This is a genomic window from Spirosoma sordidisoli (assembly GCF_004138325.1).
Taxonomy (GTDB): Bacteria; Bacteroidota; Bacteroidia; order Cytophagales; family Spirosomataceae; genus Spirosoma; species Spirosoma sordidisoli.
Window position 1 is genome coordinate 114,773 of record NZ_SBLB01000002.1, and the last position, 13,158, is coordinate 127,930.

Annotated in this window: 10 protein-coding genes; 2 read left to right on the forward strand and 8 right to left on the reverse strand. The window is 56.9% G+C overall.

Annotated elements, in window-relative coordinates:
* The first annotated feature begins 72 nt into the window (after positions 1-72).
* Together EQG79_RS08970 and EQG79_RS08975 are read left to right on the forward strand one after the other, a co-directional pair.
* A complete protein-coding gene (locus EQG79_RS08970; protein ID WP_129601229.1) occupies positions 73-501 on the forward strand; it encodes a DoxX family protein in 429 nt (142 codons plus the stop codon).
* 232 nt (positions 502-733) lie between these two features.
* Positions 734-1,579, forward strand: a complete 846-nt coding sequence (locus EQG79_RS08975) for a sugar phosphate isomerase/epimerase family protein (RefSeq protein WP_394343302.1) — start codon at positions 734-736, stop codon at positions 1,577-1,579.
* Positions 1,580-1,601: 22 nt separating this feature from the next.
* On the opposite strand, the gene EQG79_RS08980 is transcribed toward EQG79_RS08975, so the two are convergent.
* The 8 genes from EQG79_RS08980 to EQG79_RS09015 form a co-directional block, all read right to left on the reverse strand.
* Positions 1,602-2,012: a VOC family protein gene (locus tag EQG79_RS08980; protein ID WP_077921815.1), complete on the reverse strand. Its 411-nt coding sequence runs from the start codon at positions 2,010-2,012 to the stop codon at positions 1,602-1,604.
* 10 nt (positions 2,013-2,022) lie between these two features.
* Positions 2,023-3,021: a hypothetical protein gene (locus tag EQG79_RS08985; protein ID WP_129601230.1), complete on the reverse strand. Its 999-nt coding sequence runs from the start codon at positions 3,019-3,021 to the stop codon at positions 2,023-2,025.
* A gap of 11 nt (positions 3,022-3,032) precedes the next feature.
* Positions 3,033-5,771, reverse strand: a complete 2,739-nt coding sequence (locus tag EQG79_RS08990) for a hypothetical protein (protein ID WP_129601231.1) — start codon at positions 5,769-5,771, stop codon at positions 3,033-3,035.
* 138 nt (positions 5,772-5,909) lie between these two features.
* The gene (locus EQG79_RS08995; protein WP_077921905.1) at positions 5,910-7,301 is read right to left on the reverse strand and encodes a protoporphyrinogen/coproporphyrinogen oxidase; all 1,392 of its coding nucleotides are present in this window, start codon (positions 7,299-7,301) and stop codon (positions 5,910-5,912) included.
* 97 nt (positions 7,302-7,398) lie between these two features.
* A complete protein-coding gene (locus EQG79_RS09000; RefSeq protein WP_077921818.1) occupies positions 7,399-8,160 on the reverse strand; it encodes a glycosyltransferase family 2 protein in 762 nt (253 codons plus the stop codon).
* Positions 8,161-8,307: 147 nt separating this feature from the next.
* Positions 8,308-9,477 carry an acyltransferase family protein gene (locus tag EQG79_RS09005; protein ID WP_129601232.1) on the reverse strand — a complete coding sequence of 390 codons (1,170 nt, stop codon included), beginning with the start codon at positions 9,475-9,477 and terminating at the stop codon, positions 8,308-8,310.
* 16 nt (positions 9,478-9,493) lie between these two features.
* Positions 9,494-11,287: a hypothetical protein gene (locus EQG79_RS09010; protein ID WP_240699318.1), complete on the reverse strand. Its 1,794-nt coding sequence runs from the start codon at positions 11,285-11,287 to the stop codon at positions 9,494-9,496.
* A 74-nt stretch (positions 11,288-11,361) separates the two neighbouring features.
* Positions 11,362-13,155, reverse strand: a complete 1,794-nt coding sequence (locus EQG79_RS09015) for a glycosyltransferase family 39 protein (RefSeq protein ID WP_240699319.1) — start codon at positions 13,153-13,155, stop codon at positions 11,362-11,364.
* Positions 13,156-13,158: the final 3 nt, after the last annotated feature.

Consider the following 13,158-nt stretch of genomic DNA (forward strand, 5'->3'; position numbering starts at 1 on the left):
CCGTTTACCCCCTGTCGGGCCGGGTGCCGGGCGGTATATTTACCTGATCAATCAACCAAACGACAGGTAAACATGGCTACGAAAAAGACAAAAATCATGTACTGGATCTTCACCGGTTTGTTCGCCTTTGTGATGCTGGGCTCCGCTGTTCCTAATATCATGGTCGATCCCATGTCGGTTCAGGGATTTCGTGAGATGGGGTACCCCGTCTATCTGATTCCGTTTCTGGGCTGGGCCAAGCTGCTGGGGGTTGTAGCCATCCTCGTGCCTGGTTTTCCCCGGCTTAAAGAGTGGGCCTATGCTGGTTTATTCTTCGACCTGCTGGGGGCTGCGTATTCCATTCAGGCTATTGGGAAGCCCGTTGTCTACTGGGCACCGATTCTGCTCTTTGTAGCCGTTGGGGTGGGTTCGTATGTGTGCTATCACACCCTGCAGCGGCTGGCTACCGGTACCCACAAAGACCCGCAACCGGCCACCGGGCCCGTTGTGTCAATTTTATAAGGTACCGGAAAGCGTGCGGGTGAGTCGCTGAGTGCTTCGCTGGCGGTCTGAGTCATAGAGGATTCAGACCGTTTTCGTTATAGATACTTACCCGAGTGCAGGAGTGGAGTTTTTGAAAATCAGAACTGATTGCATGGGTAAATTCAGCGCGGTTTTCGCTTGAAATCACGAAACGCTCCGTAAGCCGATGGCTTATTAAGCGGCAATCGTCTATTTTAATCAAGCTGGATTCGTGAAGACAAACACATTGCTCCTCGCCTTTTTGCTACTGGCATCGGTAGTGCAGGCCCAGAAAAAAGTATTCCCCCAGGCGCCGGGTATGGTGTCGTATACCTATCGCAACAGCTTCTCGAAAAATGTGGCTGCAACCCTCGATACCATCAAAGCCCTCGGTATAACGGATATGGAATTCTCCAACTTGTTTGGGAAAACCGCAGCTGAATTACGTAAGCTCCTCGACGAACGCGGCATGAAGTGCTCCTCGTTCGGGGTTAGCTACCCGGATGCCCTGAACAAGACGCAGGAGGTGGGCCAGAACGCCAAAACCTTGGGCGCCAAATTTGTACGGGTTGCCTGGATTCCGCACGATGGACCGTTTACGCTCGACATGGCCAAAAAAACCGTGGCGGATTTCAACCAGATTGGCAAACGCCTGAACGATGACTATGGCATTACGTTCTGCTACCATAACCACGGCTTCGAGTTCCAGCCCTATCAGGACGGCACCCTCTTCGACTACATTGTTCAGCAGACCGACCCCAGGTACGTAAGCTTTGAGATGGACATTCTCTGGACTTTTTTTCCGGGTCAGGATCCCGTGGCCCTGCTTAACAAATATGGCAAACGCTTCAAACTCATGCACCTGAAAGATCTGCGCAAAGGCGTTACCGGCAACCTGTCAGGGGGTACTCCTGTCGAGAATGACGTGGCGCTGGGAACGGGTCAGATCGACCTGGCGGCTGTGCTGAAGGCAGCCCGCAAAGCCGGTGTGCAGCATTATTACATTGAAGACGAAAGCCCCAGCATCAAAACCCAGGTGCCGCAGAGTATTGCCTACCTCAAAAATCTGAAAGATTAAGCGCTGGCGGAGGCCGGTTCAATTAGCTGTCCGCAGGTGGTCGTTGCAGAATCTGAAGCATATTCCCCTCCGGATCGAAGAAACTACGGACCTGGCCTCCGCCAATAGCCTCGACCCGCTCGCCATCCCAGCGAACGCCCTGCTGGTCGAGATAGGCGATGGCCCGATCGATGTCGGCAACGCGCAAGGCCAGATGCGACCAGCCGGGTGTCCAGGTGGTGCGGGGGGACCGGGTCGTGTCATCTTTGGGCATGATCTCGAGCAGGGTATTGTCGGGCGCCTGCAGCATCCAGACCGGCCGGCCCGCATCGGCTTTCCAGTGGCGGAACCACTTCGTATAGCCCAGCACTGTGCAGTACCAGTCGGCCAGGGTTTCTACGTCGTCGGCAGCAACAGCCGGATGGTCGACACCCGTAAGCGTAAGTTCATTCATCGGTCAGTGGTTAGATGCCTATTTTCTCCCGAACCAGCCGCAGCCAGATAGCCCGCCCTTCACAATCCCAGTGCGTATCGCTCTTCAGATAGGGTGAGGCAGGGGCCTGGCTAAAAGGACTGTACACATCGATGGTCGGAACGGCCAGCTTCGGATGTTGCTGAATACGTTCGATCAGGTGATTATAGGCGTACCGGTTTGGTTCGAGGATACTCGCTTTGTTGGGAATGATCGACAGATATACGGCGTCGAAGCCCTGCTGCTTATAATAGTCTGCCGTAGCATTGAGGCTATCGACATAGGCATCGACCTGAGCGCTGGTCAGGGGCGAGTAGGACGATAGTACGCTGCTGGTATCGGTGTCGGAGTTCAGAAAGATGTGTTGTCTGTTCCGGGACAGACTAACCCCCTCGTTGGACCGGTCAAACCAGCGCAGGGTCAGCGTGGCTTTTAGCTCCTTGAACCAGAAGGCCCACTGGTGACTGAACAGGGCCGTTTCGAGTCGTTGCTCCACATCGCTCCAGTGAATATCCGTTTTGACGCGCTCCCAGCCCGTTGGCGGTGGTAGCCGCGACTGGTTGGTGTCGGCGTCGACGACCAGCTCACGCACGGGCTGGGTCACGTGATCCCGAAAATGGCGCTCGATGGTTTCGATCAGTAACACGTTTCGTTTGCTGGTATCCAGCTGGGCCCGTTGCTTGTTGTACCAGTGTACTCGCTGGTAATGGCTGACCCTAAAATCATCTTTGGTAATCCGCTGCGGCTCCGAAAAACTGTCGCCGATGATGTACAGATGGGTTGACGCGGTGTCGCTGTCGCGGTTGGAAGGCGTACAGGTGGGTTGTTCCTGTTTGAACTGAGGCAGCGCTGACAACCGGTACAGGTCGCCATAGCGGTAATCGTCGGCTATGACCCCGGCTTCGTATAACCAGTGCGAAACTGTAGCCGACAGGCCACATAGCCAGAATATACCGGCAATTACTAAGACAGCGTAGCGAAGAAAACGCATGGAAAAATAAATTATCGGACCCGGATCGAGTAAAGGTTGACGGCGCGCTGAACGCTGCTGAGCACGTATAACTCATTCGATCGCTCATCGAACTGCAAAACTACCGGAAAATCGCTTGGGATGGGTCGATCACCTACAATGCGTCCGTTGAGATCATACAAGGTGGTGAAACTGCCCGACTTGATACTCACCAGCTCGACCCCCGCGCCCAGCCGGTGGTACCGAATGCTGTTACGACCCGACTGAAGCGCCCGGACCTCGAACCGGCGTTCGCCTTTCTGATCCAGTATGGCCACCTCGGTATCGGTTGAGCGCAGCACCAGCCAGTTCGTCTGTTCTTCGTCGGGAAGGAGCCGGAACGTGCCGCTGCGGACGGGCCGGTACAACTGCGTTCGTTTGGTTACAGTCCCGTTGGTGAGCAGGGTCAGGAGCTGACCTTCGTCGGTGATGGTCTGTAACGTCGACTGACCGGGCGGAATCAGGGCGGGACCGGCGAAGCGAACGTCGGGTTCGTCTTCGGTCTGCCGCTCGACCTTAACCGGGAAATGAGGATGCTGCGTACCGGTTTCGCGCCAGTAGTTGAGCGTACCGTCCGCCTGTGCGGCCAGGATATCCATACCATCGGGGGTAACCATAATCTGGAACGGCAGCAGCAACGGTCCTTTGCGGGGAGCGCTCATGAGTTTAACAAAGGCTTTTCGCTGACGATCCAGCCCATAGACCTGCCCGTTTGGATGAGTGGCGAGCGCAACGATGCTGCGTTGCCGGCTACCCCGGGGGCGTACCAGGTAAGTTGGATCAAGACCAGCGGGGAGTGGTATCTGCTGGAGCGATACGGCACCCGTACTACCTGGCTTCTGACCCGGGTCGGCGATGTACAGCGTCCGGTCGGTCATGAACAGGTACTGCAACCGCCCATTATCCAGAAAATCAACGGCCAGCGCGTTGCTGCGAACCGGCCCGTCGGTGCTGCTCTGTATGGCCCCATCGCCGTTGGGGGTGATCAGGCTCAGCTGCGCATCGGCCTGCTGGGCGTAGAACGGTGCCGTTCCGTCACTCAGGCTACCGGTTGCAAAAGGAGCTGCCACGAGCGGAGCGGCCAGTTCGGTGCGTTTGCGGAGCAGGAGCTTGTTCAGTACGGCCCGGCTGGCCCGGCGGGTCGTGCGGCCGAGAATTACCGTCGACTGAATATTTTCATTACCGTAGCTGGCCTGGTACGCCATGTTCTCCAGATTGGCCAGGGCGGGGCTACCCGTGGCGGGGTCTGGCTGGTCGAGGAGATTTTGCCAGGCTAACGGCCAGGTTGTTGGTACGGTGGTGTGGGCCCGGTTGAGCCGTACGAAGGCGGTAAAGTTGGCCGGGCGCAGGGTACCGTTCAGAAATTCGGCCTGACGGTCGTCGGCCGACCAGACCGCTTTTCGTTGGACCTGCTGAAGATAATCCTGCAGGGCTTCTTCGCTGTTGGCCACAATGAGGGCCGAGCCGTGTTGGGTAATCCAGCTTTGCGGAAAGCCGGTAAACAGGCTGCTGAATAAGGACGCAGGCAGCTCGGGAACGTTCAAGAGCAGCGTTTTGTGGCCCAGAAAGCTTCGCAGGGGAGCGGGGGCGGTGGCGCCGGCGCGGTATGCAATGCGCTGATACGCACTGACGAGCTGTTTACCATCCCGGCCGGGTAAGATAAGCACCTGCCGCTGAGCGCCTGTTGCCGACTCCATGCGGCAGAGGAGCACGTCCCGGTCCAGCGCCTGATAAAACGGTTTGGTGTCTGGTTTGATCTGATCGAATCGGTCGCGCAGGAAGTCGCTGGAAGCGGACCCCAGCAGCTGGCTCAGGGACCGGCCAAACCGCGCAGCATCGCTGATGCCGATATGGTACAGACTGGCGGTTGTCTGCGGAATCAGGTCGGGCCGGGCAATGCGCTGGGGCGTCTGGTCCTGAAAAAGGGCTGCTACATCACGCCGACCACCGATCTCATCGACGGCATACCCGATCAGGTGGGTCCGCGAGGCCGATGGCCGAAATTGTAAGGTTAACGACTCGGGTAAGAAAAGCCGTACCAGCGAGCTTGCATCGCTGAACAGGCCCTGTAGCACCTCCGGCCGAACGCTGACCCCGGCGGGATGGTCGGCATCGACTTTTCCTTCTACCCGGATGATAGAGCCGTTTTCGGCCAGTTTGAGCGGACGATGCATCTGCCGCGCTACGTTCTCGACCAGGATGCCGGATACGCTGCCAACCAGGAAGTCGTCGGTCAGGATAAACGAACCGACCGGCTCATTCGCTCGCGAGACCAGGTCAAATATCTTCTCCCCCGAGAACGTGTGATTAAGGACCCGGTACTGGCGGGGATCGGGGTTGGTGAGCCGTTGCAGAAACGACTGATCAGTTTCTGTCAGAGGAATGTAGAAGATATAGTCGAGGGTCGTTCTGGATACGGTATGGAGGGAATACCGGACGTTCCTGCCCGAGATAAACTGCAGCACCGTGGCCGTGTCGGCGGTAGCGTACAGGAACCGGTCGAGCCGCTGACGGGCTTCGTCAAAAACGGGTAGCTGCCGCAGGGCGATCTCATTCCGCAAAGCCTGGGCCGACACCGTATCCTGCAGGCGATCACTGGCCAGCATCATCAGCGCCCCCGGTGGAATGAATGCATCGATACTGCGGTCGTTGGCCCGGTAATGACGGTAGCCGAGCCAGCCACCGACCAGCAGCACCACTACACCAATACCCAACCAGACGTTACGGTTCATAGAGTAAATAGAAATAAGCAAAACAAGACGGGGCCAGCTGGTCGTCATAAGTGATAAAGATCGCCAAAGTAGGCATACTACTTACGACTTTCCGCACTCACAACGGCCGGGTGGCCCCGTCGGGATACTAATTCAGATTTATTTACCCCACATCGCGTTGGCGGTTTCGGGGAACGGCAGGGTCAGCTCCGGTACGTTGGCTGCTACGCGGTTAGCCCATTCGACCCCCTGCATCAGCGAGTGGTCCTGGTTGCTTACCTCGTATTTCCAGGCGCCGAACCGGCCCCGCGAATAAATTCCGAACGGTTCCAGTTTCGGCAAAACAGCTTTCAGAATCCCGTCGCGCTCGACCGAAGGGGTCGGGTAGCCGTAATCGAACGCCATGTGGAAGGTCGAGATAACATCGTCGGCCGACTCGATCAGCTGATCTTCAACCAGGGCGCGGATGGTGTCGTCGATCAACGTTTCGCGATTGACGGGTTTTGCCGACGATTCGCTGGTCTCGGTCATCAGCGACCAGTGCTGGTTGATATCGGGTACGTTGTTGGGGCTGTAATTCGAGAATACCGTTACCCGGTAATACGGGCTGTTGGCTTCCGGGAAATACATCCAGCACATCGTTTCGAGACTTGGCTTCGGCTTGCCTTTCAGGCCGATACCCACCACGTTGGTCGACGAGTGTTTCAGACCCTGGGCGGTTTGTACCGTTTCGGGGGCCAGCCCTTCGACCCGCTGGGTGAAGAGGTCGAGCGGCATGGTGCTCATCAGGTGTTCGTACTGAATGGTTGAGCCATCGGCCAGCACGATTTTCTTCTCGGGGCCAATTACTTTCTCAACCGTACAGTTCAGCTTCACGTATTCGCGGCCAACCAGATCGCCCACGGCTTCCCAGATCCCGCCGGTACCGCCTTGTTTCGGAAATTTGAAGGTGCTGTTCGGCCCCCACGAAAAGTCGTCCTGATTGAAGATGATATTTTTCGTAACCCGCTGCAGATCGGTAACGGCAACGCGCTCGCCCACCCAAACCGCGTTCATATCTTCCGGTGGGTAAGCCCACACCTTGAAGTTATAGGGGAACATGAAGGTGTCGGCCAGCCCCTGTCCGAACGTTGCCAGAATCCACTCGCGGAAGTTGGCCGGCTTCTGATTGTTCGGGAATTTGTAGTTGTGGATAATCCCTTCCAGGCATTTCCACATCGTTTCGGGCGACAGGTATTTGATGTTGTTCTGGAACGGGTAAGGAACAAACCGGTTCTCGATCCAGACCCACGATTCGCGCTGGTGACTGAGCCAGCCATCTTCGCCCAGTGCTTTGAGCATCAGGTCGTCGAAGTACTTGTAGTGGGAAAACTGCACGTGGCCGCCCACATCCCAGGTAAAGCCCTGTTCATCGACAAAGCTTTTCGACAGACCCCCGATCCGGTTTTCTTTTTCCAGGACAATAAAGTCGGTGATGCCCAGTTCTTTCAGGCGATACGCGGCTCCCAAGCCGGTAGGGCCCGAACCGATAATAACATATTTATAGTTCATGATGACGTTTTTGGCCAACCCGATTCAGTGGTCCGGGCGCTACGGCCCCGTAGGGACACGCCAGCGACTGGACTACCGGAAAAGGGCAGACTTGTTTTCAGGCGGCTACTGGCTCTGGTGATTTGAGGGCTTTAACTTTACTGCCCAGGTCGAACCGGAACTGAGCCAGTTCTTTAAAACTCTGCATACAAACTTTCAGCAGCTTCCACTTCAGAATCGATACCGTACCGGTTTGCCGCTCTTTGTGGGTAATGGGAATATCGAAGGTGTTGTACCCGGCTTTCTTGGCCATAACAGCCAGAAAAATGTTGGGCGCAAAGGGCGTTGGCGTTGGCAGCTGGGCCAGCAGCCGACGCAGGAACGAACCCCGGATCAGACGGAACGGGATATTGCTATCCATAATGTAGGTTCCGTAGATGAAGGCGATACTGAATCGCAGGATGCGGGTGATGATCAGCCGCGCAAACGCATCGTAACGTTCTTCGCGGTAGCCGAGAATAAACGGTGAGTCGTTTCGCCGGGCCCATAGTTTCTCAAAATCCTCGGTGACGAACTGATCGTCACTGTCGGTCTGAAAAACGTATTCGGAATCGAGCGCAACGGCTTGCCGGTACCCGTTTACCACGGCATTACCATGGCCGCCATTGGGCTGATGAACGACCATCAGTTTAGGGTAGCGTTCTTTGATCTGGTCCAGAATAGCCCCAGTATTATCTCGGGAACCGTCATTAACAACAATCAGGCGCGTGTTCTCGGTAGGGAATCGACGGGCCAGCATGTCTGTCCATTGCCGGACAACAACTTCGATGACTTCTTCTTCGTTGTAGGCCGGCATTACTATTGACAAGAGGAGACTCATGCAGGGGTATATAGTGATGAATGTATACTGAACGGTGTATAGTGAGAAGAGTCACTACATACATCCTAAACATCGCAAATATAAGAAATTGTTGCCGGGAGTCTGACGAACCGTCTAGTAGATTATCGAGCGGACTAATCCGGGTGCTCAATAGGAAAAACGGTCTTTCAGATTATTGATCGGTTTTTCGATCAAATACCACGAAACGGTAGCCAGCGCAACTGTCAGCAACAGGAAAAACGAAAACTGAAACACGTAGGTGCTATCCAGAACAGGGGCCATGTCTGTAAGCCGGCGCCAGGCCCGGAGCGAAAAATGGGTGGGCTGGGTATGATATACGTTGAAAACAAAGTTGTGGAAGAGATACAGGCCATAGCTGATCCGGCCGAGGTACTGACTTACGGGATTTTCGAGCAGCCATTTCATAATGGGGTTGGTAAAGCCCATCACCGCCCGCCCAATCAGGAAAAAACCAACCAGCGAGGCCGCCAGCCGCTCCCAGACGTCGGACATGATGTTGTGGTGACCGGTCCAGCCGCGCGGATCCGGAATGGCGGGGAGGAGCTTGGTCGCTACCAGCACGATGATGAACAACCCGACGCTGGCCCAGACCCAGCCCGACGACCGGAAAACCTGGTTGAAACGCTCGCGCTGGTAGAGCCACCAGAACGCCATAATAGCGCCCAGTCCAAACGAATCCAGGCAGGCAGGCATGGTCACATACCCGATGAACCACGGCATACGGGCGCGGAAGATGACGTACCGCAGGCATACCGCCCCGATAATCATCAGCGCAGCCGTTAGCGGCACCCACCGGCGGGGCACGACGAACAGCAGCAGCGGAAAAAACAGATAAACCTGCTCTTCAACGGCCAGCGACCACAGGTGATCGACGGTGCCCATCCAGGTCGAGAAGTAGGCCATATACAGGTTGGTCGCGTAGAGGGCCAGCCAGGCGAAGGTACGCCGGACGGGGGGCTCGTTGACCAGATACAGCACGAACAGGGTGAGGTAATAGACCGGAAAAATGCGCAGCGTCCGGCGGATGTAGAAGACTTTCATGTACTTGGAAAATCCTCGTCCGGGCTGATGACTCAGCTTGTCTTTGCTGGAGAGCAGAATCCGCGTGATTAGAAAACCGCTCAGCACGAAGAAGATTGTGACGCCCAGCGCACCCAGCGGTAGCTCAACCCGGCCTGCCATCCAGTGATCGAACAGAACCAGCGCCACGGCGATAAACCGGACTCCATCCAGCTGGAGCAGATGAGTCAGAGTCGGGCGGGTAGCGGATGGGGTCAGGGTTTGATTGGACTGCATACAGTGATGATTGAATCTACCAGTTTTTTTCGGTTGTATCGGCGGGTTGTCCCGCCGACGTAACGGTCTGGCCAGTGTTGATGAGATAAGGTGTTGCCGGGCCGTCCGGAACGACCAGCACGCTTAGCTGATACGTGCCGGCAGCCAGTTCGGCCATCAACACGTCGGCCCGGAAGCCGGTGGTAAACTGCCGGTCCGGCAGCAGACGGGCCCCGCCTGCCGACCGTTTGTTCTGCCAGACAGGAAACAGATACCGCCGTTGACCGGACCGGGCCAGCACATAAGCACCCGCATCGCGCAGGCCCTGGGGGGGCAGCTCTGTTTCCTGGATCGTGAACCCGGCCGGACTGGGTTGAACCGTCATCTTCAGATTACCCGGCCGACCGGCGCTGAACAGAACAGGCAGGGCGGTGTCGTAAAAAGCAGGAGCGGGGTCGGTATAGCGGGCCGTTACGGCATCGAGTTGAGCAACGGGCCGACGGGTCGTATAGTGCCAGTTGAACTGGTTGGTCGTGAGCCAGTGCCGCCACCAGATCGTTTCGTCGAGGAACGAAAAATACGACAGCCAGGCCAGGGCCAGACCGCCAGCTCCGCCAACCAGACCGGCCCACTGACCCAGCCGACCGGGCAGGGTGGCCACGACATAGCTGTACAGTAGGGCCAGCAGGGTAAGCGAGTAAATCTTGTAGCGGCTGGTGATGAGCAGATCGGCACCGAAGCCAGTCCGGGCGTAGGCCACTATAGCCGCCGTGCCCAGCAGAAAGGCCGCGCTGCCCCAGAAAAACAACGCAATGGCCGGCATCGTGGCCAGGCCGCCCGCCCGATTGGGGTGTCTGACCTGCTGCCATACGCGGCTAAGGCTGCGCTGGTTCATAACCAGGCCCATGCCTACTATACCCAGGGTCAGTACGACCGTAAGCCCGCCCAGAGCCGTGCTGTTGGTTAGCGGCCGGCCCATAGGCAAAGCCTCCCCGGCAGCACCGATTACGGCAAACCAGCCCTTCAGCAGATCGGTAACGCCCGGTCGGATGGCATGCGCCCCGCCTGGTTTCTCGAAGCCAACGAAGTACAGGCCTATGACCAGCAGTGCACACAGGGTCCAGCCCAGCAAGGGGCGATAGGATGTCCGGCTGGCACCCGCCCGCACTTCGGCGCTGCGGAGCAGGAGTAGCGCAAACCCAATAGGCCAGACGAGCAGGCCATTGCCGCTCGTAAGCGTCGCCAGTACGGCGGCTCCAACAGCCAGCCCCCACCGGTCTGTGTAGGCCAGCCAGTAGAAAGCGGCCAGCACCCACAGAACAACCGAGAAATTCTGGAGAGCGGCCATGCCCCAGTACATATTTTCCCACTGCGACAGGTTGAAGAGCACCAGTGCCACCGGAACGGCGTAGAGGCCGGTATTCCGGCTGGCGGCTCCGGCGCTTCGACCCAGAACGGCGTAAAAGACGGCCAGCAAGCCAACCAGACTCAGGTTGCCAATGGCCATCAGGTGCACGTAGTTGAGCTTGCCGGTCAGCCAGTAGTCGAGCAGAGTAATCAGTCGGTCATAAACAATCCGGTGTTCGTTATGCTGCCTGAAGAGCTGATAAAGCTTACCGGAGAGGGTCGTTTCCTGATCGGTATTGAACAGAAAAGCCCGCAGCGCGTGGTCGTCCCACTTGGGTATGTTGATGGCATACTGCTGCCACACCCAGCCAAAAACCAGCAGCGGCACGGCCAGTAGTACCCAGCCCAGCGCGGCCTGTCCTCCGGTCGCGGTTCGTATTGAGCGCGACGGGGGAGCGTAGGTAGGTTGCGAGCGGGAAATCATGCCGTATTGATTTTGGTGGACTGGCCGTCAGCGTCGGCCCGGTACTGTTTGTGCGGTCGGTTCGAAGCCAGACGCTAGTAGCGATACTTGGTGCCTTCGAAATCGTAGATCGTAATGCGCTGGCCGGTTTTTCCTTTGATCAGGATGATCCGGTCGGTCTGGGTCGTATCCATCCGCTGATAGTATGTAGCGTCTTTGGGCAGATACAGGTTTGTATACTGGGCGTCGATGATCGAGTGCGTCGTATACGTCTTTTCGATTTCGTCGCGGGGGTTCGTACGCGCCGAGGGGTATAGTACCGTATCGCCGGGCGCATACTGGCTGATGATTCGCTGGGCGGCCGTGTTGTACGGGTTTTCGATCCGGTAACGACCGTAGTAGGTGTATTTAGGCGCCTGATCTTCGTAGATCCGGTACAGCAGATCGCCGATGAAATAAGCCTGTACGAGCAGGATCGCCCCGAGCGTCAGCCGCAGGTAGGCAGGCTGCCGGAACAGCTGCTGGATAATAAGACCTACCAGCGTCAGCGCGTAGGGGAACGAAAAGCCCGAATAGCGCTGGGTGATGCCGTAGGTATGGCCATTTCGAACCGCAAAGGCGATCAGAACCAGCGTCGGAATGGTGCTGCAGAGAACCATCAGGTACAGAAAACGTCGTTCGGACCGGTCGTTATGGGCCACAAAAGCCTGGTAAAGCAGGTAGTAGAGCAGGGGTAGGGCAGCCGCCACCACCAGCCGGGCCGACTGGATCGTATACAGAGCCATGCCGGCAACCAGCAGTATCGGCACCGCGACTTTAACCCAGGCTGGTGGCTGATTTTTCTGACCGAACCGAACTACCACCAGCAGGGCAATCAGGCCAAAACCAACAGCGATGACCAGATTACGGAACGCCAGCGTCTCCGCCGAAAGGCCGTTCGAGATCATGAACAGATCAGCCCAGACCGGTATCGACTTCTTCACAATATTGGCCAGCGTAGCCGGTAAAATGATCCCGAATCCGTTGTTATACGGGTTCGTCAGGGCCAGTCCGCCGTACAGTTTGGCCTGGTACGCCAGCGTAAAGAGGGTGTACTTACCTCCCCCATATACGAACCAGGGTAAAATCAGGCCAACCGCCCCGCCCACCGTACTCAGCCCAAAGCCGATGTAGGTCTTCAGATCCCGGTTGAAGAGCAGCAGATAGATGCCGTGGCACAGAAAAACGGTAAAAGCCAGATAATGGCCCAGCGTCGCCAGTGCAAACGACAGGCCATAGCCGACATACAGGCCGATGGGCTGCCTGCCCTCCGCTCGTTTGTCAAGAATACGCAAAAACAGCCAGGTGCCCAGCAGACACAGAAAAATGGTCATGCAGTAGTTGCGGGCCATGTGGCTGTAGGCGATGAAAAAAGGCTCTACAGCCGCCAGCGCAGCTACAATCAGGGCCAGTGGCTGGGATTTCAGGTAGCGCCTGACCAGGAGAAACAGCAGACCGACGATCAGGGTACTGAAAATGATAGACGGCATCCGGATCGACAGATCGCTCAGGCCAAACACTTCGATCCAGGCCCAGAGCAGCGCGTAGTGAGAGGCACTGTTACCAATATCGGTCTGAATGATAGCCCGGATGTAATCGTTGAGTTGTTTGGGTTTCCAGAACTCCTGGGGGGTAAAATACACTTTACCGGGCGTATGGAACACATCGCGCTGGTTGGCGCCTTCCAGCGAAACGCCCTGGGTGTTGACCAGCGTAAACTTCTCGTCGAGGTAAAGACCGTGTACACTGGACTTGTACAGCCGAAGGCCCAGCGCCAGGAGCAGAATCAGATAAATGGTCCATTGTGACCGACTCAGCGAAGCAAGTAAACCCGAACGGGATTCGTTCATTGT